This window comes from Nostoc commune NIES-4072, from assembly GCF_003113895.1.
In the GTDB taxonomy this organism is placed as follows: Bacteria; Cyanobacteriota; Cyanobacteriia; order Cyanobacteriales; family Nostocaceae; genus Nostoc; species Nostoc commune.
In genome coordinates this window covers 5,411,490-5,434,927 of the sequence record NZ_BDUD01000001.1, presented here as the reverse complement: position 1 = coordinate 5,434,927, position 23,438 = coordinate 5,411,490, and the positions used below count along the sequence as shown (strand labels likewise).

The following is a 23,438-nucleotide window of genomic DNA, read 5'->3' as shown; positions in this document are numbered from 1 at the left end:
TAAATCCTAATGAATAATCTTCGCTGATTCTTAATCCTAAATTACTATAGAACTAATGTTTGATTTCTGAAAAAGCTCGGTACAGATCGAAAAGCCTAATTCCCCACTCCCTACTCCCCGCCCACATAGATAATTTCAAAAATCAAATACGATTCCTATAGATTGCTGATAGTAGTCTATCAAGTTTTATTTAATAGGTTCATAAGTAAATGTATTTTTTGACAATCGGAACCTGAAACAACATAATAATCTCCCGAAAAAACAAATTTCGCTTGGCTCATTTGTTCTTTTAGTCGGGAGATTATTAAGAAATATCAGAACGAAATCTCAAGCAATGCCTAGATTGGGCTGTGCCTACGCAACTTCATCTGAAAGATTGATGATAAACACAAAGCAGTTCCAACTATTGTCCCTTTTGATGAACTGCTATAAAAACACTCGTACAGTTGAAAATGACTTTTAGACTAGCTCTTCGATGTTTTGCCGTTCGTCCGCAGTTGATTCACTAAAGACGGCTACATACAACCATCCTGCTAAAATAGCTCCCAAAATCGGAGCTATCCAGAACAGCCAAACTTGGGAAAAGAGTTCTACACCTGCAAATAGAGCAACTCCAGTACTACGGGCGGGATTGACCGAGGTATTGGTTACAGGAATGCTAATCAGGTGAATTAAGGTGAGTCCAAAACCAATTGCCAGTGGTGCAAATCCTTTAGGAGCACGCCTATCAGTTACACCCAAAATAATCAATAGAAACATGAAAGTCATCACAACTTCACTAATGAAGCAAGCAAAGAGCGTGTAACCACCTGGAGAGTGAGTCCCGTAGCCATTAGTGGCCAATGGGTTAGAGCCAGTTAAGGTAAATCCAGCTTTGCCACTCGCAATCAGGTAGATAATGCCCGCACCAACAACCGCACCGATTACTTGAGAGACGATGTAAGGTAGTAAGTCAGATCCAGGAAAGCGTTTACCTGCCCACAGCCCAAAGGAAACAGCTGGATTGAAATGACTACCAGAAATATGACCAAAAGCATAAGCCCCTGTGAGGACGGTAAGCCCAAACGCCAGAGATACACCGACTAATCCAATACCTAGTGGAAAAGAAGTACTTTCGCTGATTTTTGCTGCATCTGCGGTGTAGGCTGCGGCTATAACAGCACTACCACAACCACCTAAGACAAGCCAGAATGTACCAATAAATTCGGCCAAGCAACGTTTAGTTAGAGACATTTTTGGAAAACTCCTTGTTCAGCTACAAACGAGTGATAGCGATGTTGGACAATCCTTGAGTCATTTATATCAACAGAAATCCATTGCGTCTATTTTCTTCCTATTAAATTTCTAATTAGTGACAGTTCTGAATCACTCACTAATGAGTTCTGACTTCTGAATTCTTCAAGAAACTAAATCAAAAAAGTAGAAATTTGTTTTTTACTCAATAATTATTGATGGTAATAGAGAAGGATACAGGAAAAGTTAAAATAATAAAAAAAATACTTAATTTCTTAAGCATTTTGCTCAAATGATACATTTGTTAAAATTCTTGCTTCAGTAATTAATTTTTATTAAAAGTTGTTTAAAATTTTATTTAACTTTTGTAATATTTTTATACATTTTAAGCTGAAAAAATACTATTTCCTGTTCTCTTATTTGATGAATGTTTGTTGATATTTTTGTGATAGGCAATTGGGAGCAAAACGGAATAATTTGTAATGGCCTTCGCCCCGCTACGCTAACGTAATTCGTAATTAAGTTTTACAACGGGGATAAAGACAAGAGCCACAAAACTTGCCGATTGTTAGTCACTCTTGACTTAAATCCCCAGAGAATTTGTTAAATTTATTCGTCAATCTGCCAGGAATCCTTAGTTAATTCTTCATCCAAAATTTTCTTAGGACGAACGATGATAATAATTTGTCCTAGTAAAGGAATTTCTGGTTCAGTTTCAAACCACTGAAAATCTAATTCACCACCATTTTCAACGACAAAGTAACTGGAGGCATCCCATTCTCGTTGGGCACGATCTACTACAACTACGACTGGCCCGATTTGGCTTTGGGTTTGGATAGGGAAGCGATCGCTATTTGCTAAAATCACTACTGGATCAACTGCTGCCAACAACACTTGCCAACCTGGTAACGGCACCCAAGCTTGCTCCCCAGCAAATTTGACCATCCGAAATGGTTCAATTTCTGTCATTATGGGCACAGCTTGCAAGTCTTGCCGTGATAATGGCATCTCGCCTACCACAGGCAAGATTCGGGGTAATTGTTCTTCAACTTCTAGGCGGTAAAAGGGTAGAATTGGCGCTGGACGCTGGGGAACAGTAGTAAAATCAGTTAGTAGTTGTTCGATTTTTTGCCTTGCTGCTGGCGTGTGAGCAAAGCGTAAACCTTTGGCTATTAGACGCGATCGCTGTTGTAAATCTGCATTTTGGCGTGCCAGTTTCCAAACTTGATGAGCAACGGCATCCCCAGGATGGGCAGAAAATCCTTCTGGTAAAGTGCGGTAATAAGAGAATTCTTTAAGTGCTTTTGCTATTTCCCGTGCCTCATCGGCATCAACATTGTGGACGAAGATTAGTTCGGCGGCGGCGGCGCGTTCTTCTTGGGTGAGCAAACGCAGTTCATATAAAACATCACTACCGCGTGTGGCATAGTGCGATCGCGTTTCTTCCGATACTCCAAACTTTTCTAAAGAATTGTAAACTTGAGAACCAACAACCACCTGATTTTGTTGAATCGGCTCAAATCCAGTCGCCTCAAAAATGTCTTGGGGGTTGTAACCGGTTTTTAGCAACGAGGCGATCGCGGCTCCCCATTCCACCCAGTTACCTTGTTTTTGCCTCAGCCTTCGCAGTAATTCTTGTGCTACATCGTTGGTAGCATTTTCTTCGGGATTCTGAGCGTTGGGTGGTAGATCAGTCATAATCGGAGTGCGAGCTTCAACTTGAGAGGTTAATTAATACCTCATGAGCAAGTCTTATTCTAATCTAGGTTGAGTCGATGGGGGATATTATTCCCCGCACCTCTCAGTTAGATCCGTGCGTACCCGTTTCCGTGTACACGGCTCCCGATGTTCTCAGCTTTCGCTTTTGCTCATGTGTTTGTAATCGTGGCAACTCTCATGGATTGCTTCAAGATTATTTTTCTTCCAGTTGGCGTGATTTCCATCGATGTGATGCAGGTGTACCCGTTCTTCATCGATAAATTTCAGACCACAGGAAGCACATCTATGGTTTTGCTTTTTGAGAGCTTTAGAGGTCATGCCGTCGTAGAGCTTGCTGTTACGTTCGCTCCAGTAGGCGATATTACCGTCATAAGGGGATTTTTTTCCTTGAACCATGACGTGACTGTTTTCGGAGTAAGGAACTGATGGGAACGCTTTTTTGACTAGTTCTGCACTAGAATAGCGGTCTTTCTTGGCTTCCTTATTAAATACCGTAAATGTTCTGTGATTTAGGAACCAAAGTGAGAACTTTGACCCGTCCATCTTACAGAACTTATGGTAGTTTCTCCAACCTCTAACTACCGGGGCTAATTTCTCAGCCTTTGTGGTAGAGCCATAATTCGAGTTGTTGACGATGTGTTTTACTTTCTTACGGAACGTTTTGAAGTTATCCACTGAGGGAGTACTTTTAAGCTTTCCGTTTTTCTGGACTTTGAAGTGCCAGCCGAGGAAATCAAACCCATCTGTCGCGGCGGTAACTTTGGTTTTCTTTTGGCTTACTTGCATTCCGCGTTTACGGAGGAACTCGCTGATTCTTTCAAGTATTTCTATCGCATTGTCTTCGGGTCGAAGTATAATAACCATGTCATCCGCGTATCGGACTGAGGGTTCGACGATTTTCTCGGACGAGGTTTTGTCTGTTATTCTCCTTCCCTGTTTGTATTCCACATGATATCTGTGAATACTTTCAATCCCGTTGAGTGCGATATTAGCTAATAGTGGGCTAACTACTCCACCTTGAGGTGTACCTTGTTCAGGGAATTCTGGGTTAACCCCTGCCTTGAGGCATCGGAAGATACCGATTTTTAAGCCTTTGGGGGCGATGAGTTCGTCCATTATTGCTGAGTGGTTAATCCTGTCGAAGCACTTCTCAATATCAAGTTCAATAACTCGTTTCTCTATTCCGTTGACTCTGGAGTTGAGGTTGTTAAAGATGTGCTGTTGTGCATCATGGGCAGAGCGCCCAGTTCTAAACCCGTAACTCCTGGCGTGGAAAGTGGCTTCGTGTGCTGGTTCGAGTGCGTATTTTGCTAGGCATTGCCAGGCTCTATCCGCGATGGTTGGTATCTTTAACATTCTGGTAGTCCCGTCCTTTTTGGGGATAGGGATTTCTCTTAGTCCTTGATGTTTCCAATTTCCGCTATTCATTCTCAGTAGTTCTTCAAGCTTGAAGCGTTCTTCAAATGAGAGGGATTTCTTACCATCAATACCCGCCGTCTTTTTACCAGCGTTTAGCTGTGACACTTGTCTAATTGCAAGATATCGAGCCGAGGTAGATTTTAGAATAAGCTTTTGGAGTGACCTAGCTTTCCGCTTGTCTCCAACTTGAACAGCTTTAAATACTCGCTTTTGAAGGCGGAAAAGATTACGGCGGAATTTCTTCCACGGTAAGGCTCTCCAAGATTCACTAGTTTTTACACTGTGTCTAATCATTTTCTCTTCATTGGTTTGTATTTTCTGAACACCTCGAACCAATTACGGTTCGTCCTACCCGACTTGTGAGAATTCCGCTTCTCGTCTAGCCTACCGTGGGTTCGACTGTCCCAGGACTCCCAAATCGTTTTTATTCGTTCCCTCGGAAAGATTGATTGTTCCGTTAGATGTAGCCATTTTGACCACTGGATTCCCTGGACTCTTACCGCTATCAGTTCAATTGCGGTGGGAATTGTATTCTCCAGTGAAGTCAGGGGGTTTTTTGTTACGCCCTGCTTAGGGGTAGGTCACTTTTTTAGGCTCTGTTTCATCATAGGAACTCCCTGTTAGCGCCAGTGTCAGCCCGTAACGGCTGTCTGATTGCGCCCTGTTCCCAGCTTCACTCTACAAGAACCGAGCTTGTTCGGTGTGGGCAGATAAGGAGTCAATTCTGAGTCTGAATGACAGGACTTGCACCTGCATCAATCCGAGAGTTCAGCCTTTAGTGTCAGTAATCTGCTGACGGGCTGGATTAGTTATGTACGGACTGATTACCGTGATTCACTAATCAACGAATCGCACTGAACTACCCATAGTTATATCTTGCACCTGCCTAGTTATTGCCAAGAAATTTATTTCACAGACTTTTAGCGCAAGTCCACTTAAATGGACTCTAATCTTTATTGAGCCTTTAGAAGAATGCAAATTAATAGCCTCAGAATGAATTCTGAGCCTGTTGCTAGAACTGGTGCAAGTTTTGAGTATAACTACTGCTTTGAGTTGATCTGTAGAAACTTATCTAGTTAATTATTCTTGTGCAATTTTTTCTTGCTTGGGATATTTGGGCAAGTAAATATCCCCTCTGTAACACTCACCGAAAGACGACTTGGAAGCCCGTTCCTTCACGGTACGGGAGGAATTGTCGCCAAGTCGTCTTGGTCATTAGTCATTGGTCAATAGTCATTAGTATTATTAAACACGAAAAATCGCGTATAACTACTAATGACTAATGACTTGAAATCCCCCGGCTTGAAGCCGGGGGATGAGTTAAATTTGCCGTATTTAAAAATGCAAGTTAACTCCGTAAAAACCCTTGATAATTTTCAGCTATTCTCAACTAAGCTTGGTATGGAATATAACAAGATAGTAATATTTACAAGAAATATCTTATGGATAAGCCCAATCTCGAAATTGATAAACTCCAATATCAAGTGATGACTCTCCAACAACCAAAAAAGCTGAAAATCCTGGTAGTTGACGATGAGCCAGATAATCTCGATCTGCTTTATCGTACCTTTCGACGCGACTTTAATGTTCTGAAAGCTGATAGTGGGGTGAACGCCCTAGAAGTTTTGGCAGCAGAAGGGGAGGTAGCGGTGATTATCTCCGATCAACGGATGCCAGAAATGAAAGGAACTGAGTTTCTCAGCAAGACTGTACCTCAGTTTCCCGATACGGTTAGGATAATTCTCACCGGATTTACTGATATTGAAGACTTGGTAGAGGCGATTAATGCAGGACAAGTCTACAAATATATCACCAAGCCTTGGGACCCAGGCGAACTGAAGGCAGTGGTGCAAAGAGCAGCAGAAACCTACGACTTGCTCAAGCAACGTACAGAAGAATTACGCCGTTCTCATGCTCAAATAGCCCTGCTGAGTGTTTTGGTACAGGTAACTCAAGCAGCTTCTAGCTTAGAAGAAACTCTCGCTCCAATTGCTAGGGCTGTGAGTGATACTTTTGCAACAGATGGGTGTATTCTACAACTGACAGATGGAAATACTCTGATTGCGACTCAAGGAACTTACAGCGATACAGGTATAATAGAGAATTGGTTATCTGTTGACCCACTAACAAAGGAAGCGATCGCCACCGGGCAAATGCAAGTTTCCTTAAATATACCTAAAGACACTAAATTAGTTGATGCTATTCACTACAAAAATACGGGTGTGCAAGCACATTTAGTTATCCCAATTAGCTACCGTAATCAACTTTTGGGTGTATTATCCCTACAGTGGAAACAACCCTGCACTTTACGGGAAGATGAATTAATGCTAATTAATTTATCAGCCCAACTGATAGCGATCGCTCTTACTAGTTGTCATTAGTCATTTGTCATTAGTCATTTGTCATTAGTCAAAAACCAATGCCCAATGCCTAATGCCCAATGCCCAATGCCCCATACCCAATATCCAATGACTAACGAAATTCAGTCCATTTTTAACCGTATTGCTCCGGTTTATGACCAGTTAAACGATTGGTTGAGTCTGGGACAGCATCGAATATGGAAGGAAATGGCAGTGAAATGGAGTGCAGCGAAATCGGGTGATACTGCATTAGATTTATGTTGCGGTAGTGGTGATTTAGCTTTACGTCTGGCACGGCGTGTAGGGGCAACAGGGAAGGTTTACGGAGTGGATTTTTCACCCAACCTGCTAGAAAAAGCTAAAGAACGCTCACATTGGCAGTACCCGCAACCTGCGTTGGCTTTGCCCGCCGTAGGCATCGCTTGGATAGAAGCTGACGTGCTAAATTTACCCTTTGAGGATAACCAATTTGATGCCGCAACAATGGGCTATGGTTTAAGAAATGTTAAAGATATTCCCCGCAGTCTCCAAGAGTTATACCGGGTTTTGAAGCCGGGTGCTAAAGCCGCAATTTTGGACTTTCATCGACCGAGTAATCCTCAGCTACGTGCCTTTCAGCAGTTGTATCTGGACAGTTTTGTGGTGCCAGTTGCCAGTTATTTAGGGTTAAAAGAAGAATATGCTTACATCAGCCCTAGTTTAGATCGCTTTCCCATCGGGAGAGAGCAAATAGACTTAGCGCGTCAAGTTGGTTTTGCTGTTGCCACACACTACCCCATTGCGAACGGTATGATGGGAGTGCTGGTAGTCAGCAAATTTTAGATTTTAGATTTGCAATTTTGGATTGGGGACTGCGCAATAGGTAATGGGTAATAGAGAATCCTTAGTGGTTTGTGGAAAAGCAACTAACAATTAATAACCGCCAAATACCAATTACCAATACTCAATCCCTAATTTATAATCTAGAATCCAAAATCCAAAATCCAAAATCCAAAATCCTGTGGACTGGTCTCATCTTTGGCTTTATGTGTCTCCCCCGGTACTGGGTGGAATTATTGGCTATTTCACAAATGATATAGCTATCAAAATGTTGTTCCGTCCTTACCGAGCAATTTACATTGCTGGACGAAGAGTACCCTTCACCCCTGGATTGATTCCCCGCAACCAGGAACGTTTGGCTCTGAACATTTCTAAGACAATCATGGGGTCACTTTTGACACCACAAGAATTGCAAAATCTAGCGCGGCGTTTGTTGCAAACAGAACGCGTGCAATCAGCAATTCTCTGGTTGTTGCGGCTGGCAATTGAACAAATTAAAACAGATAAAAACGAGAAAAGTGCCAAAATTGTGGCGGGGATTTTGCGGGATTTAATAGGAGAATCCTTGCCACGCTTACTCAAGGTTTTAGCGCGACGCGAAGACTTTTTGGAAACGCAGATCAATCAAATTTTTGACCAGATATTACTGGAATTTCAATTGAGTGAAGAACAAGCCACACGGCTTGCTGATTGGTTGTTGCAAGCAGTTTTACCACCAGATGCGCTGCGGCAGACGATAGTTGATTTTTTGACCGATCGCACAATTCAAATTATTGATGAAGGCTTCCGCGAAAAAACCAGTGGGACTTATTGGGTAGTAGCAAATTTGTTTGGCTTACGTAATACTCTGACACGGCTACGGACTTTTTGTTTAGATGAAAAAGAGACTGCTAATAGTCGCTTGCAAGAATTGACTAAAGATTTGCAAATCCGCGATCGCATTCGGAAATTACTGCAAAATTTATCATTACAAAACTTGCCAATTGGGACGGTGCGCCAACTCCGAAAGACCACCCGCGAAAGTGTCCGCCATTACTTACAAAACAGTGGCAGCGATTTTTTACAAGGATTAACTGATTCTGTTGATTGGGAAAATATTGCTGTAGTGCTGCTGAATCGTCTAAGTACTTCACCTGTTGTCAATACTTCTTTAGAAGTAATGAGTCAAGAATTGGCTTTAATATTAGATAAGTATTTGGAAAAAGATTTAGAAGTAATTGTGGCACAAGTAATTCCAATTTTGTCGATAGATCAAGTGATAGTTGATCGGGTAAAATCAACTTCACCGGCTGATTTAGAAGCTGCTATTGAAGGAATTGTGAAAAATGAATTGCAAGCGATTGTAACTTTAGGTGGTGTTTTGGGTTTTGTTGTGGGGTTATTCCAGACAGTGTTTTTACTGTTGGTTCAACAGTAGTATGGTTAGTTTTTAATGGATTTTTAGTTACTTAATTGTAAAGCGTAGTGAAGTTTTGCAAATCTAAATTACCACTCGCGGTAGAGCTTTTCTGCATAGAACATAATCTCTTCATTTGGCAATCTAATTTTTGGTTTTTGCCGAGGATACAAACTTTCAACTGCACCTGTATCCTGTTCAATAACTGTGGCTGCTGCTTGTAAAACTGAGTTTTTAAATAGGAATTTCATCAAAGGATTGACGACTTTGGCATACATCAAAATAAACGTCTTAGTGATTTTATCTGTTTCCGGGTAGAGAATATGAATTTGAGCAATATCACCAATAGGCGTTTTCGCAAAAAAAGCTGTAGTCGAAGGAAAAGCGTATTCGAGACTATTAGTAAGAGTTTTCTTGTCTGCAATGCCCGAACTAATACAACCGCGCATTTACTCGGCTAATTTTGGCTACTGCATTGCTGAATTATGCAAATAACTAACTAATTTTTTAGTTAGTAAGTATTAATTTAATAAATTTCATCTTCTATGTCAACTACTAACCAATTTTTTAGTTAATATATTTTCGTTATGATGATGGAGCAACGTGGGTCGTTCAACGCAGTCAAAATTCTCAGCTAAAAAGCCGCGTCAGGTGCGCGATGCAGAAGCAACGAAAAAGCAGATTCTCGATGCGGCGGAAGCGGAGTTTGCCAGAAATGGACTTCAAGGGGCGCGGACAGAAGCGATCGCTAAAGGTTCAGGTGTTACCACAGCGATGATTTACTATTACTTCCAGAGCAAGGAAGGACTATATCAAGCTGTTTTGCAACGTCCGGCGGTGGAGATGCACGAAGGGTTTGAGCAGCTAAATCTGGATCAGTTCCCACCAGAGGAGGCGTTGCAGGTACTTGTCAAAGAAGCGATCGCTTATGAAGCTGCTCACCCGCACCGGGGAATGCTTTGGTTCCAAGAAGCAAACCAAAATCAGGGAAAATATTTCAAACAGGGGAATTGGCAAGAAAATTTTAGCTATCTAATCAAGATTTTAGAGCGGGGGATGGCGAAAGGTTGTTTCCGTCAGATCGATCCATTTCTCACCACTCTTCATATTATTGGGGTTTGTAATTTATACTTCAACGCTTACGAAAACATCAAGCATACTAGACCCGATTTGCAACTCCTGAGTCCAGAAATGATTGAGCAGCATACTCAAGCAGCAGTTAATTTTATTTTGGCTGGTGTGCGACGTACTGAGAATTAGGCGAGAATATTATGGTTAAGAAAATTGCGGCTACAGAAGAATTAAAAGAAAAGCTAGCCAATGCCAGAGTAAACTCAGATGCGATCGCCACATCTGAACCACGAGCAACTCGTGCTTTTTATGACGCTTACTTAGGAATGATTATAGTTTTTTTGTCTAACAAATGTATGTTTGGGTTCCCTTCAGAGGTAGGACAAGGGCTAGCAGGTGCTTTAGTTAAGGACTTAGCAAAAGTAGAGGTAACACCTTCTGGTGAAGGATTACATTGGAAAACCCTAGATGTAGATTTGAGTATTCCTGCTTTGATGAACGGAATATTTGGAACCAAAAAATGGATGGCTGAACTTGCTAGAAAAGGTGGAAGTTCTACTCTGCTACAAAATCTGAGGCATCTCGACTAAAAGTTACGAATTCCGCGCAGTGTTACTAGCCTTCAACTTCGGATAAGCAATCCGTTTGTGATGAAATTGCTGCCAAACATCCACAAATATTTGGGCAATTTTTGACATTTCTTCTCGTGTTAATCCTGAATCTACGAGTTGATTGTCTTGCCATTTGGCACGCAGAATATTATTAAGCATTGCTAAAGCTTGTTCAGTCGAAACATCTTTAAGCGATCGCTTCTCTCCCAGAGGTTTAGCCGATGCTTCGAGCGATCGCAGCGCCGCTTCGCAAGAATCTGCTAACATGACAATTCCGGTTTCCCGTGATTGAGGAATCGGGCCATCGTAGCGAAAATCTGCATCGTCTACTGTTAAACTTGGATCTTCTTGAGCCATTTGCTGCGCTTGATGATGGAAATAGGCAATCAGCATCGTTCCCTGATGCTCTGGAATAAAAGCTTGAATTGCTGTCGGTAAAAGGTGTTTACGCGCCATCACCAACCCTTCAGTTACGTGCTTTTTAATAATTTCTGCACTTTTCCAAGGGTCTTTAATCTCTGTATCATGTTTATTCGGCCCCCCCATTTGATTTTCAATAAATCCAAGGGGGTCGTGCATTTTGCCAATATCGTGATATAATGTACCAGCCCTGACTAGTTCCACATTACATCCTAGTTCTTTGGCAGCAGCTTCAGCAAGGGTAGCCACAAGCAGCGTATGTTGAAAAGTTCCGGGAGTTTCAGTAGCAAGTCGTTTTAATAAAGGGCGGTTAGGGTTCGCCAACTCCGCTAAACGGATTGGGGTAACTAAATCAAAAACTTTTTCTAGATAAGGACTCAACCCTAAAGCTACAATACTCCAGCCTAAACCGGATAAAGCAAACAATCCGGCTTCTCGGAGGACGAGATACCAAGTTGAACCGAATGCTTGACCAATTAAAATTTTAACAACCAGATAAATACCGCCCTGAGTTAAAGCGATCGCAACACCCAATAATGCCAATTCTTCACGCGATCGCAATCTTTGCGCTATGTAACTACCTAATATTCCTCCTCCTACACCAGCTAAAAGCGCAGCCTTGCTTATATCCAAGCTAATAGCTAATATCGGCAACAGCAGTCCGACAACTGTCAATCCTAAAATGGGGCCGTAAAAGCTTCCCAACAATAAACCAAGGGCACTCCAGGTGGTATAAGGCAATCCCATCGTTACCAACCCTGGCACACTTAAAGTCAGCAATAACACTAACAAGCGATCGCGTTGTCGCAATTCGTAATCGACATGCCGTTCTACCCAGACAAAAATGCCAATGGCGATCGCAATTACACCTGCTAACTTCACTAACTCCTGCCATTTTACCTCCCGGCGAACCAGGTGATAATGCTCCAGCACCTTAAAGTTCCATGCAGTAATCTGCACCCCTTTTCTGACAATCACCTGGCCATACCGTACCTTCACCATCACGGGTGACACACCAGCAGCAGCCTTTTGAGCGTTTTCTCTGGTTTGTTCTTCATCTTTTTGCAGATTCGGCTTGAGTACAGCTAACAAAAGCTTCTTTGCCAAAGATTCGGCAGATTCTGGTACAAAAAACTGCAATTGTAAACTCACCGCATCTTGTAAGATATTTTTTGGCAGTCCTTGTGGGATGCCTTGGGTGAGAATCCGCTCTGCACTTTGATGGATTCCCATTTGTGTTTTTTCCCACTCCTCATCTGACAAATCCAAAAGTACGGATTCTTCATATACTGCTTCTGGGGTAACAGTCTCTAACTGTAAAAGCTTGGCAGTGGCTTGGGTGTATCTTTGCCGTGTTTGGTAAATTTGGGAAATCACTAAAGACAAGTTTTTCTCAGAAGTGACGCGGTAAGATTCTAGTTCTGCTACTGCTTGAGTAAAATCAGTGTTTTGAGAAAAATCAACAGGCTTTGTCTTCTGTGGCGTTAGTGGCTGATTGGGTGCGGATGAGGCGGTGGTTCGTCTTGTTCCTTTCTTATGCTGATTTTTAGTATTTTCTACAGCTATTAGTAGTGCTTGCCATTCCAAATCAGGACAAGAGCGGAGGTAACGCTGGGTAGAGATGGACAAAACTACAGGATCAAAAAAAGGAAAAGCTCCAGCAACGGCGCGAATTTCATTGCCATCATCCAGAAGTTTTTGCAAATTTTCGTTGATTTGTTCGTTCATTCGCGCATTAATCATCAACACCTGTAAGGATGTTTCACTAACAGCTTGGCGCTGTGACTCTGTTTTTTTCTGATCTTCAATGCTAGCTGTGTAAGGCGCTGTAATTGTTTGGGGCGCAGGATTTCCGATTTGGATTTGAGTTTGGTTGTATAATTTATGCCCAATAACACCAGTCAGGGACACTAGAGCGATCGCTAAAATTACCAAGGAACGCTGTTCATGTACCCAATCTAAAGCAACTCCATAAATAGTACTCTTAGTTTTGACCGATTTTGTTTTTGACTGAAGCGCTCTTTCTTGTTTTCGGCGCTCGCTTTTATCATTGGTTTTTGATAAAAATAGAATTATATTCTTAAGCACAGTCCTTAGAAGTTCCCTTCTATGGGTTTTGCTTTTGGGACTTCTCATTAACTTTCCCTTACGGCGTAGTCCTTTGTACTGTCGCCGCCAGTTAGTCAATTGCTGGGTTAAGAATTGCAAAAATTGCTTTATTTTCATTATTTCTGCCTGCAATTGCTGACTTTGATGGCTCAAAATAAGACAATCATCAGGGAAGTTTGATTAGCTGCGATCGCAACTCCAGTGATGGAGCCTAATTAAAGCTGATTTGCCACAATAGCTACCTACAGAATCAGTCCAAAGTTTTTCTGAAAAATTCTAGTATATAAGTTTTTTAGTTTTTGGCTAGATTTAGTAGTCTTCAGTGTTTAGTATCTGCACTGTTATTCGGTAAAAATAGATAGGATTAACGCGACCGAATAACGCGAGGAGCTGCGTAAACACAAAGCAAAGCCACCTCATATCCCTCCTCAGTTAACTCCGTTGGATTTAAGGTAAGATCATACACTCCTGACCACACCGCTACAAATGCATCCGCCAATTTTAACATTTGGGAAAAGCTAGCTAGTCCCCATACTGGAGAATTCCTCTGCAAGAGCAATTGCCAATTTACCGGAATTCCACCTATACCGTTATATGCTCCTGATAAAGCACCAGTAATTGCACCTGTAGTTTGTGAGGTTAGAGGCGTAGCATGTTGCATAAAATTGCCATTGTGAGTAGCCCGCAAAACTGCCAGCCGAAAATCTTCCAAGGTACTCAAAAAGCAGTAGAATGCCATAGAAATAGTGTTACTGAGTTCTTCTTTAGCAAACTCAGCTTGCGCCCTTGACAATCCTGCCCCTTGCTCTAATAAATTCTGAACTGTTAATAATTTTTTTGGTATTGATGTCGGCGTTTGTCCGAGAAAAGAAATTGTTTGTGGGATGAGGGTTCGGGGGTTAAGTTTTTCAGTTAAGGCAAGAGCGATCGCATATCCTACTGCTAGCGTTCCATCCCTTACTATTGGGTCATCCTCCCAGATTTTTAGGACATGCAGCAAGTTTTGTCGAAGCTTAATCGGATTTTCGTGAAAAAAAAGTGCTACTGGTAGTGTCGCAAGAATTATTTTAATCGATATGTCATCAGTTACTGCTAAGTTAAGAGATTCTTGTTGCTGACGCGCTATCCAATCATCTAAATCTAATCTACCCAACGCAATCAAACTCTCAGTACCTAGAACCGCCATTCTGCCCAAATCCAGGTAACTCTGAGACTGTATATTACCAGTACTTAAACTTTCCCCTAGGAATGCTCCGAGTAAAGTACCTCTAAACCGACTTATAGGAGAGTAACGCATACAATTTTAGATTTTAGATTCAAGAATTTAATCTAAAATCCAAAATCCAAAATTTAAAATCAATTGATTTTTCATGCTTATATGCTTCTTAAATGATTAACCAGTGCTTGTAAGCCTAACAAGTAACTTTGTGCGCCAAAACCACTTATTTGACCAATCGCTACTGGGGCGATGTACGAATGATGGCGAAAATCTTCCCGACGGTAAATATTACTTAGATGTACTTCGACTGTGGGCAAGTTAACAGCCGCGATCGCATCTCGCAATGCCACACTTGTATGGGTATATGCCCCTGCATTAATCAAAATCCCGTGATGTTGTCCTAATGCGGCATGAATAGTATCTACCAAAATTCCTTCATGATTTGACTGCACAGAAAAAACTTTCGCCTGTATCTTGAATCCCTCTTCTTCTAACAGGCGGTTAATTTCAGCTAGAGTCAACGCACCATAAATTCCTGGTTCTCGCTGTCCTAGCAAATTTAAGTTTGGCCCATGCAGTGCCAGAATGCTTAAGGATTGCAACGTCGAGTTGAGCACTTTGAGATTAGTGGCGACGACGCGAGCGATCGTTTACAGGAATCGGAATCAGTTCCGGTTCCGGTTCTGCCTCTGGCCCTAACAGGCTCTCAATTAGCCTCCGTGCTAATTCCTTAACCTTTTCCAGCACCTTTTCTATATAGTCCATGAACTGACGGCTCCTGAGATACTACCTCAATTTTTGATTAACAGGTACGCAGAAATTGGCATATTTTCGCACCTCTGGCTTCCAACCGGGCTGATAAACAATCCCGTGTTTGGGACATAAGCCACTTCTAAAATTTGGCGTTGTGTTTTCCCTTACTTTTTAGAGTATCACACTTGCACCTACTGAACTGCATCCTATCAAGGATGGATATCAAGGGTCAAGAGTTAGGGATCGGACTTTGGACTCTTGATTAGGAATTTTAGATTTTAGATTTATTTTGCTTACAAGGGGCAGGGCATAAACCAATACGCTTGGGTTAAGCAAATTTATCTGTTAAAGCAGGCTGTTCTTGAGCAGGGGAGGCAGGGGGAGAGAAAAAAGCTTAACTGAACTGTATTGGGGCATAAACCCCAAAATTCTTTTAATTCAAAATCGTTCGACTGAGCAAAGTCGAAGTCCAAAATTAGCTGACTTACAATTAACCTTCTGTGCCCTTTTTTTTCGTAGAGGTTGTTGACTTAGCAGTTGACTTAGATTTGGAAGTCGTTGATTTAGTCGTTTTGCGAGTCGATTTCCCTGTTGATGCTTTAGCTGACAACAAGTTCAGCGCCTCAGCCAGGGTTATATTTTCTACCGTTTGACCTTCTGGGATACTCACATTAGTTTTGCCATGCTTAATGTAAGGGCCATAAGGGCCATCGTAGATGTTTATTGTTTCTCCATCATCTGGATGTGTACCCAATTCGCGTAAAGCGGCCTTAGATTTGCTGTTTGTAGAACTGCGTCCTTTTTTGGGTTCAGACAATAACTCCAATGCACGTTCTAAGCTAATTGTCAATACATTATCAGCAGCTTTTAGAGAACGGTAGTCTTTCCCTTCCTTACCCTGGTCATGAACTACATAAGGGCCAAAGCGCCCTAAACTTGCTTGGATTTTGCCGCCAGTAACTGGATGAACTCCTAATGTCCGGGGTAGTGCCAACAGACCAACAGCCATTTCTAGGGTAACGGTTTCTGGGGTGACACCCTTGAGTAGGGAGGCTTGTTTAGGTTTGGGGTTTTCGTCGGTTTTGTCACCCAATTGGACATAAGGCCCATAAGCACCAATTTTCACATAAATTGGTTCGCCAGTTTCGGGATGCCGGCCTACCTGGTCGGGGCCTGTGATTTTTTGTCGCAGCAATACTTCTACCTGTTTGGGGTCGAGGTCGGCTGGTGTCAAGTCTTTGGGAATTGAAGCGGTGATAACCCCCTCACCATTTTCAACTTCAATGTAAGGGCCATATTTCCCAATGCGGACTTTGGCATCTAGATTCTCCAGTTCTACAGTCCTAGCTTTGGTGGCATCAATTTGACTTTCCTGTTCTTTTACCAGGGTTTCTAGCCCTTTTTCTCCCAAATAGAATTGCTGCAAGTAGGGTAGCCATTTCGCTTCACCTGTAGCAATGTCATCCAAGGTTTGCTCCATCTTTGAGGTAAAACTGGGATCAACAACGTCCGGGAAATATTTTTCCAATAAGTCGGTGACGGCAAAAGCGGTGAAGGTGGGAATAAGAGCGTTACTCACCAAATGGGCATAACCTTTGTCAATTATTGTGCCAATAATGCTGGCGTAGGTACTGGGACGACCGATACCTTCGCTTTCTAAGGTTTTCACTAAAGAAGCTTCGGTGTACCTAGCTGGCGGTTGGGTTTCGTGCCCAACTGCTTCTAAATCTGTACAATCGGGATGATCTCCGACTTTCAGATTCGGCAAAATCACTTCCTGGTCTTCCAGTGCTGCTTCTGGGTCGTCTGAACCTTCAACGTAGGCACGTAAGTATCCTGGAAATTCAATCCGTTTACCAGAAGAACGGAATCCAGCATCCTCAACTTGCAATTGCACGGTAATTTGAGTTTGGCGGGAATCAGCCATTTGACAGGCGACAGTCCGCTTCCAAATCAAATCGTAGACAGCAAGTTCTCGACCGCCCAGACCAGTTTCTTGGGGGGTGCGGAAGGTGCTACCTGCTGGACGAATTGCTTCGTGCGCCTCTTGTGCGCCTTTAGATTTGGTGGTGTATTGCCGTGGTTGGGGACTGAGGTATTGTTGACCGTAAAGCTTTTCTACACAACTCCGAGCAGCTGCGATCGCTTGATCTGACAAATGTACCGAATCTGTCCGCATATAGGTAATATACCCCTGCTCGTACAAATTCTGGGCAACCCGCATCGTGTCACGAGCTGAGAGGCGCAATTTCCGGTTAGATTCTTGTTGCAACGTTGAAGTGGTGAACGGTGGCGACGGTTTGCGCGTCACTGGGCGTTCCTCCATCTCGGTAACACTCCAGGTTTTCCCTGTTAGGCGTTCCTTGAGGGCTACAGCTTGGTCAACGTTTAGCAACAAGACATTGCGACCTGCGGTAATTTGTCCAGTTGCTGCGTCAAAATCGCTGCCGTTAGCGATTTTGGTTCCTGCCAATGTTACCAGTTGGGCAGCAAAGGGGGTTTTTTCCTTTGATAAACTAGCTTTCAAATCCCAGTACGTACCCTCGCGGAAAGCGCGGCGTTGGCGTTCCCTAGTGACTAAAAGTCGCACAGCTACAGATTGCACTCGCCCAGCAGATAATCCCCAGGCGATTTTTTTCCATAGCAGTGGAGACAGAGTATAACCCACCAGTCGATCTAAGATCCGCCGTGTTTCTTGGGCGCGAACCAACTGCTCATCGATATTGCGGCAGTTTTTCAGGGCTTTTTTGATCGCCTCTTGGGTAATTTCGTGAAACACCATCCGCTTAGTCGGAACTTTCGGCTTCAGCAATTGGTATAAATGCCAACTAATGCTTTCACCTTCCCGGTCTTCGTCCGTTGCCAGAATCAGTTCATCTACATCTTTGAGGGCATCTTTGAGCTGGGTAACAATTTTCTTTTTGTCTTTCGGGACAACATACACCGGTTCAAAGTCGGCGTCCACATTTACCCCTAGCTGCGCCCATGATTCTCCTTTGACGGCAGCAGGAATTTCACTAGCCGACTGGGGGAGGTCACGCACATGACCCATAGACGCCTCCACCCGATAGCCTGCTGGCAGGTAGTTGCGAATGGTACGAGCTTTGGTTGGAGATTCGACAATGACGAGAGTTGACATGGAAATTTTAATAAAAAGAAGAGCTACTAAGCTAAACAGTCAAGTTGAGGTAATTTTTGCAAATTGTCAAGATAAAAGGTCACGCTTAGGGCAGTGATTTAATCCTCACATAAACTGCCTGCTTGGGATAAAATCTGCTGAACTTATGGCCCAGCCTGTCCCAGAGGGTAGAGGAGGGGAACGCTGGGTGTGAATTTCCAGCTATTTCAATCTTTAACTTATCTAACGCATAATTGGCGACTACAGTTTTCAAAATATCTTGGGGCATGGGGCATGGGGCATTGGGCATGGAGGGATGAAGGAGATAAGGCAATGCTGCTCGGTTAAGCATTTTCAACCCGGAATTGAGTTTGGGGAAAAGGGAAAAGGGTTTTTCTCCCTTTCTCCTTATTTCCCTTAATCGACAAGTATTGGAAGATAAGGTAGAAATAAGCAATTCCCAATGCCCCATGCCCAATTCCCAATGCCCACTTTCATATAGCTTGTGCCAAAATTAAACCAAATTTGAAAGCAAAAGCGAAGTAGGGTTTGTACCCATGTCAGGAAAGCAAAACCATGAAACCGATTCGCCAAGGTGATGTAATTTTACTGCCTGTGCAGCAAATTGAAGGACAAAAAATACCTCACTTAACTTTGGCAGAAGGCGAAGTTACAGGGCATAAGCATCGCATTACTGAGGGAGACGCGGAATTATACGATAAAGATAGCACACTCTATTTGCGTGTGTTTTCAGAGTCGGCATTACTTGCCCATGAGGAGCATAAAGCTATTTCTATTCCCCAAGGTGACTGGATGGTGAAAATTCAACGGGAATACGAGCCTGAAGGTTGGCGATATGTCGCTGATTGAGAAGTTAACGCCTGAGCAAGAAGCTTTGATTCCAGTGTATCGGGAAAAGTGGAGAGCGATCGCTCTTTCAACTGAGCGAATTGATCGTGAAAAAGCGGCGGAAGCGGTCAAAGCTGCCTATATTGCAATTGACTATGAACAGCCTGAAATCTTTTTTCAGGATAGTCCTTATGCAGCCTGCAACTGGATGCTAAAACGAATGTCATCTCAATTTATAGACAATTACCTCAATGAACCAAATAGTTTAGGGAGCTTATTTTCGTTACTTTTTTTTCACGAATTGTTGAGTAAACTCAATCAACTGTTTGGAAGCCAAGTATGTAAGCAATTAGATAACTGTTTTTTTTATGTGGTAGATGATCCCTTAAATCATAAAATATACAACGATTTAAGTGAAAACTTTAGCATTGAACTAAACGAGCAAAGAGAGGATTTTTCGTGGTGGATTGAAATGCAACTTAATGACTGCTTTAAACCTGAAAGCCACGGTAATTGGATGACTGGGTTTGATTTCTGTATCTCTGTTTTGAACATTGTTTATCCTCAAGAGGAATGGAAAGTATTGCAATCTTTAATTCAAGAATGTGGTTGGTTGTTTGCGTATGATGATATTTGTATTATTTGCGATCGCCCCCTTCACCTGCGCTTCGACAATCAAAATCGCCTCCACGCTGAAGGCGAACCCGCCATTGAATTTACTGATGGATATAGCCTCTACTCCTACCACGGTGTAACCTTACCTGAAAAATACGGTAAAATCCACCCCCAACAATGGCAATCTCAATGGCTTTTAACAGAAGAAAACGCTGAACTACGCCGAGTGTTAATTCAGGGTATCGGTTACGCTAGAATTTGCCAAGAATTACAAGCTATTGAATTAGATTTTTGGAAAGAATATACTCTATTAAAAATAGATAATGATGTAGATGAAGAACCAATTTACTTATTAAAAATGACTTGTCCCAGTACAGGATTCATTCATGTCTTGCGAGTTCCGCCTGATATGAAATCAGCGCGTGAAGCAATTCGCTGGGTAAATTGGGAAATTGATCCAGAAGAATTTGCTGTACAAAGCTGAGTTTATCAAACCGAGCATTTTTACTGGGTTCGATTTTTGCTTTTGCACAAAAAATAAAAGACGCAAATTTTAATTTTGCGTCTTCTTTGGAGATTTTGAAAATTATACCAATTCAATTAATGATTGCAACACATCCTTGGGTAAAGACGCGATGAATCGCGTCTCTACAAATGGTCTATTTGTCGCATTCTCTTTTCAAATTGGTATTAGAAACTGAATGTGGTTCTCAGCGCGCCAATTACAACATCATCGTTGTCATTGTTATGATCTGGCGATGTTAACCAGATGACTCCTGGAGTAATGGTGATATTGTCAGTCAGCTTATATTGGTAAAATGCCTCAAGATGATAGGATGTATCCTGATCTCTATCTAATCCTGCGATGTTAGAGCTTGTCACTTTTGGCTCCACACCAGCGATGATACCTGCTAAGTTACCTTCTTTACCGAGGTCAGGAAAGCCGAGAGTGACGGCATAGTTCCAAATATCAACCTCTCCACGATCGCCATTTAATGTGCGGCTGTTGGTGTATCCAGCCCAACCACCTAAGACGATATTATCAGTGATGCCGATGGATGCTTGGACACCGTAAGAATTACTGGAAAATCGGGAATCTAACGTACCATTGCCATCTAAATCTAAGGGCGCGAGAGTTGCTGCATTGCTACCCGTAAGTAGTGGTTGGTTGTAAGAATTGATGTAAGTTAAACCGATAGTAATGCGATCGCTTGGTTTAACTGTCAACTGTGCTAGCGCACCGTAAGAACCATTAAACAAACCATTACTAGGCGTAGGGTCATTAGCTGTACCACTCAAATACCCTAGACTTAGTGCCAATTTTTCACCGAACTCGTGGGTTACTCCTAACCCTGCGCCGTTTATCTGGCCATAAATTGGGTTGCGTGTACCAAAGGTGGACAAAGCACCAAAAGAGCCATCACCGTCAAAGAGATTAATAGTATTGGTAAGGTCATCTGCTGCACCTGCGTTGGCAATAGCCACAACCTCTGTTTTTTCGCCCAACGGAAATCTGTACAAGAGTGCATCTATAGCAGCATTAGTAGTACCATCCTCGCCAGCAAAAAATAAGTTGCCCTCTGGTGTACCAATGTTAGGGCTGAGAATATTATTAGCCTGGATTCTGGTAAATAGTGTATCCTTTCCTGTGAAGCTGGTCACAAGTTCTATCCGCGCTCGTGCCCCTAAAGTTGTATTTTCCGCACCGTTGACTGTATTTCCTGACAAAACATCGCTAACGACTGCGACAACTTGTCCTTGCAGTTTAGTTGTGGTTGAGAACTGATTCGCCTCCAATTCAGCAGTTTTAGCTTCTACTGCATCCACACGACCTCGGAGTGTCGCCAGTTCGGCTGAAAAATCTTGTTGCAGCTTTTGTAATGTGGCTAAATCTTGTTTGTTAACTAAATCGCCTGTGGCTGTAGCAATAAGTTCGTTAACGCGGTCAAGACAAGCATTCAAACCAGCCGCAAACTCATACCGCGTCAATGCCCGATTACCGCGATAAGTGCTATTTGGGTATCCTGCAATACACCCATAGCGTTCAACCAAGGACTGCAATGCTTGAAATGCCCAGTCAGTGGGTTGTACATCAGAAAATTGAGACACAGATGTAACTTGCGCCATTGGATGAGCTGGCGCTATGTTCGTAACTCTTATATCTGGATTAGCTGAAACTTGCGGTTGATTGATTTCAGACTTTCCCGATGTTTCACCTGCAAATGTAGCAGTATTAAAAAATAGCATGACACAGCAGACTGCTGGACTAACTAGCAGATATTTCCAGAATTTTTCCATTTCTCTCCTCACACTGATATCCAACTCACACCCAAACCACGTTTTTTCAAACGTGTATTTTATGAGAATATTTGTCAGCAATCTTATCAGAAGTAAGCAACCTTTTTAACAAAAAAAGTCAAGAAACCCTAATTATTCAGGGAAAACTAAATTGCAGAGGGTTGTACCGTCTAAAAAAGTTTTGTTGTCATTCATTACACAGGAAATCCAGAATAATATTATGTGCCTAAAATGAGAATGAGAATTATTATAGTATAAACTTGTCAATAGGAATTTTGACAGAGGCAGAGTCAGCATCCGTTTTGGGGAGAAAATATGTGATTGTGAATTGTAGAGGAATTAGAACAAGCAAGCAAAAAAGCGGTATCTTGCCGATAATTGCTTTGCTGATGTTGTCAATAACTACTGGCTGTAGTCAATCGAATCCAAATCAGGGAACAACTTCCGAACAGTCGCCGCAAGCACAGGAAGCTGCCTCTACCCCGTCGGTGCAGTCGGAAAAAACTAAAGTAGTGACAACGTTTTTGCCAATATATTTGTTTACTAAGGCAGTAGCTGGGAATGTGGCAGATGTAGAAATTTTAGTGCCACCTGGTACGGAGGTGCATGAATACCAAGCGACACCCGAAAATGTCAAAGCGATCGCAACTGCGAATGTGTTAGTAAAAAATGGTTTAGGTTTGGAGGGATTTCTGGAAAATACTGTTAAAAATGCCCAAAACAGCAAATTAGCGGAAATTGATGCAAGTATTGGTATTAAACCCTTAAATGAAATTTCACCCGTTGTAAAAACGTCTCAAGAGGAAAAAGACGAGGAACACACCCAAGGTAATCCTCACGTTTGGTTAGATCCAGTTTTGGCAAAACAGCAAGTAACTAATATTCGGGATGGATTAATTGCTGCTGACCCAGCGAACAAAGCAACTTATGAGGCGAATGCTGCGACTTATATTAAAGAATTAGAAAGTTTAAACAGCGAATTTCAACTGACTTTGCAAAAAACTCCTAGTTGTACCTTTATTACCTTTCATGATGCGTTTCCATATTTAGCTAAACGCTATAACCTCAAGCAAGTTGCTGTAGTACAAATTCCCGAAGATCAACTTTCACCAACGGATGTGCAAAATGCAGTCAATGCGGTGAAGAAGTACAAAGTTAAAGCTTTATTTAGTGAACCAGGAGTAGATAACAAACTTCTATCGAGCCTCTCCAAAGATTTAAAATTAACTTTGCGTCCTCTGGATTCTCTAGAAACTGGCGAAACAGATCCACAGCATTATTTCAAGGCGATGAAAGCTAACTTGCAAACTCTGCAAACGGCATGTAAATAGGTTTGTCATTTGTCAGTTGTCCTTTGTCCTTTGCAAATGACCAATGACCAATGACCAATGACCAATGACCAATGACCAATGACCAATGACCAATGACC

Annotated in this window: 19 protein-coding genes; 8 read left to right on the top strand and 11 right to left on the bottom strand. The window is 42.3% G+C overall.

Annotated elements, in window-relative coordinates:
* Positions 1 to 459 precede the first annotated feature (459 nt).
* From aqpZ to CDC33_RS24130, 3 genes are all read right to left on the bottom strand, one after another.
* Complete coding sequence (gene aqpZ, locus CDC33_RS24140; protein ID WP_109011071.1) at positions 460 to 1,233, bottom strand: aquaporin Z; 774 nt, start codon at positions 1,231 to 1,233, stop codon at positions 460 to 462.
* Positions 1,234 to 1,842: 609 nt separating this feature from the next.
* Complete coding sequence (locus CDC33_RS24135; RefSeq protein WP_109011070.1) at positions 1,843 to 2,931, bottom strand: RuBisCO accumulation factor 1; 1,089 nt, start codon at positions 2,929 to 2,931, stop codon at positions 1,843 to 1,845.
* A gap of 153 nt (positions 2,932 to 3,084) precedes the next feature.
* Entirely contained in the window at positions 3,085 to 4,665 is a 1,581-nt protein-coding gene (locus CDC33_RS24130) for a group II intron reverse transcriptase/maturase (RefSeq protein WP_109011069.1), read from the bottom strand.
* Positions 4,666 to 5,813: 1,148 nt separating this feature from the next.
* Here CDC33_RS24130 and CDC33_RS24125 point away from each other — a divergent pair.
* The 3 genes from CDC33_RS24125 (at position 5,814) to CDC33_RS24115 (ending at position 8,967) form a co-directional block, all read left to right on the top strand.
* Entirely contained in the window at positions 5,814 to 6,752 is a 939-nt protein-coding gene (locus tag CDC33_RS24125) for a response regulator (RefSeq protein ID WP_109011068.1), read from the top strand.
* 87 nt (positions 6,753 to 6,839) lie between these two features.
* Positions 6,840 to 7,553 carry a bifunctional demethylmenaquinone methyltransferase/2-methoxy-6-polyprenyl-1,4-benzoquinol methylase UbiE gene (ubiE, locus tag CDC33_RS24120; protein ID WP_109012689.1) on the top strand — a complete coding sequence of 238 codons (714 nt, stop codon included), beginning with the start codon at positions 6,840 to 6,842 and terminating at the stop codon, positions 7,551 to 7,553.
* A gap of 178 nt (positions 7,554 to 7,731) precedes the next feature.
* Entirely contained in the window at positions 7,732 to 8,967 is a 1,236-nt protein-coding gene (locus CDC33_RS24115) for a DUF445 domain-containing protein (protein ID WP_109011067.1), read from the top strand.
* Between the two features lie 68 nt (positions 8,968 to 9,035).
* Here the strand turns inward: CDC33_RS24115 and CDC33_RS24110 are convergent, their stop codons facing one another.
* Entirely contained in the window at positions 9,036 to 9,395 is a 360-nt protein-coding gene (locus tag CDC33_RS24110) for a hypothetical protein (RefSeq protein ID WP_244919336.1), read from the bottom strand.
* A gap of 154 nt (positions 9,396 to 9,549) precedes the next feature.
* On the opposite strand from CDC33_RS24110, the gene CDC33_RS24105 reads away from it, so the two are divergent.
* Together CDC33_RS24105 and CDC33_RS24100 are read left to right on the top strand one after the other, a co-directional pair.
* Positions 9,550 to 10,206 carry a TetR/AcrR family transcriptional regulator gene (locus tag CDC33_RS24105; protein ID WP_109011066.1) on the top strand — a complete coding sequence of 219 codons (657 nt, stop codon included), beginning with the start codon at positions 9,550 to 9,552 and terminating at the stop codon, positions 10,204 to 10,206.
* Between the two features lie 11 nt (positions 10,207 to 10,217).
* Positions 10,218 to 10,607 carry a DUF2442 domain-containing protein gene (locus CDC33_RS24100; protein WP_109011065.1) on the top strand — a complete coding sequence of 130 codons (390 nt, stop codon included), beginning with the start codon at positions 10,218 to 10,220 and terminating at the stop codon, positions 10,605 to 10,607.
* Between the two features lie 3 nt (positions 10,608 to 10,610).
* Here the strand turns inward: CDC33_RS24100 and CDC33_RS24095 are convergent, their stop codons facing one another.
* The 6 genes from CDC33_RS24095 to CDC33_RS37935 all read right to left on the bottom strand — a co-directional run bounded on the left by CDC33_RS24095 (position 10,611) and on the right by CDC33_RS37935 (position 18,599).
* Positions 10,611 to 13,274: an HD family phosphohydrolase gene (locus CDC33_RS24095; protein WP_181374117.1), complete on the bottom strand. Its 2,664-nt coding sequence runs from the start codon at positions 13,272 to 13,274 to the stop codon at positions 10,611 to 10,613.
* 247 nt (positions 13,275 to 13,521) lie between these two features.
* Positions 13,522 to 14,454 (bottom strand): ADP-ribosylglycohydrolase family protein, encoded by a 933-nt coding sequence (locus tag CDC33_RS24090; RefSeq protein WP_109011064.1) that lies wholly within the window; start codon positions 14,452 to 14,454, stop codon positions 13,522 to 13,524.
* Positions 14,455 to 14,531: 77 nt separating this feature from the next.
* The gene (gene aroQ / locus CDC33_RS24085) at positions 14,532 to 14,993 is read right to left on the bottom strand and encodes a type II 3-dehydroquinate dehydratase (protein WP_244919335.1); all 462 of its coding nucleotides are present in this window, start codon (positions 14,991 to 14,993) and stop codon (positions 14,532 to 14,534) included.
* 7 nt (positions 14,994 to 15,000) lie between these two features.
* Positions 15,001 to 15,141 (bottom strand): hypothetical protein, encoded by a 141-nt coding sequence (locus CDC33_RS39040; protein WP_167407621.1) that lies wholly within the window; start codon positions 15,139 to 15,141, stop codon positions 15,001 to 15,003.
* A 478-nt stretch (positions 15,142 to 15,619) separates the two neighbouring features.
* Entirely contained in the window at positions 15,620 to 18,268 is a 2,649-nt protein-coding gene (topA, locus tag CDC33_RS24080) for a type I DNA topoisomerase (RefSeq protein WP_109011062.1), read from the bottom strand.
* An 85-nt stretch (positions 18,269 to 18,353) separates the two neighbouring features.
* The gene (locus CDC33_RS37935) at positions 18,354 to 18,599 is read right to left on the bottom strand and encodes a hypothetical protein (RefSeq protein WP_146195857.1); all 246 of its coding nucleotides are present in this window, start codon (positions 18,597 to 18,599) and stop codon (positions 18,354 to 18,356) included.
* Positions 18,600 to 18,823: 224 nt separating this feature from the next.
* Between CDC33_RS37935 and CDC33_RS24075 the strand changes: the two genes are divergently transcribed.
* Positions 18,824 to 19,117: a DUF8820 family protein gene (locus CDC33_RS24075; RefSeq protein ID WP_109011061.1), complete on the top strand. Its 294-nt coding sequence runs from the start codon at positions 18,824 to 18,826 to the stop codon at positions 19,115 to 19,117.
* Complete coding sequence (locus CDC33_RS24070; protein ID WP_109011060.1) at positions 19,104 to 20,195, top strand: DUF6745 domain-containing protein; 1,092 nt, start codon at positions 19,104 to 19,106, stop codon at positions 20,193 to 20,195. Before CDC33_RS24075 ends, CDC33_RS24070 begins: the two co-directional genes overlap by 14 nt.
* 206 nt (positions 20,196 to 20,401) lie before the next feature.
* Here the strand turns inward: CDC33_RS24070 and CDC33_RS24065 are convergent, their stop codons facing one another.
* Positions 20,402 to 22,009, bottom strand: coding sequence for an iron uptake porin (locus CDC33_RS24065; protein WP_109011059.1), 1,608 nt, complete (start codon positions 22,007 to 22,009; stop codon positions 20,402 to 20,404).
* Between the two features lie 389 nt (positions 22,010 to 22,398).
* On the opposite strand from CDC33_RS24065, the gene CDC33_RS24060 reads away from it, so the two are divergent.
* On the top strand, positions 22,399 to 23,340 hold the full coding sequence (locus CDC33_RS24060) for a metal ABC transporter substrate-binding protein (protein ID WP_109012687.1): 942 nt from the start codon (positions 22,399 to 22,401) through the stop codon (positions 23,338 to 23,340).
* Positions 23,341 to 23,438 lie beyond the last annotated feature (98 nt).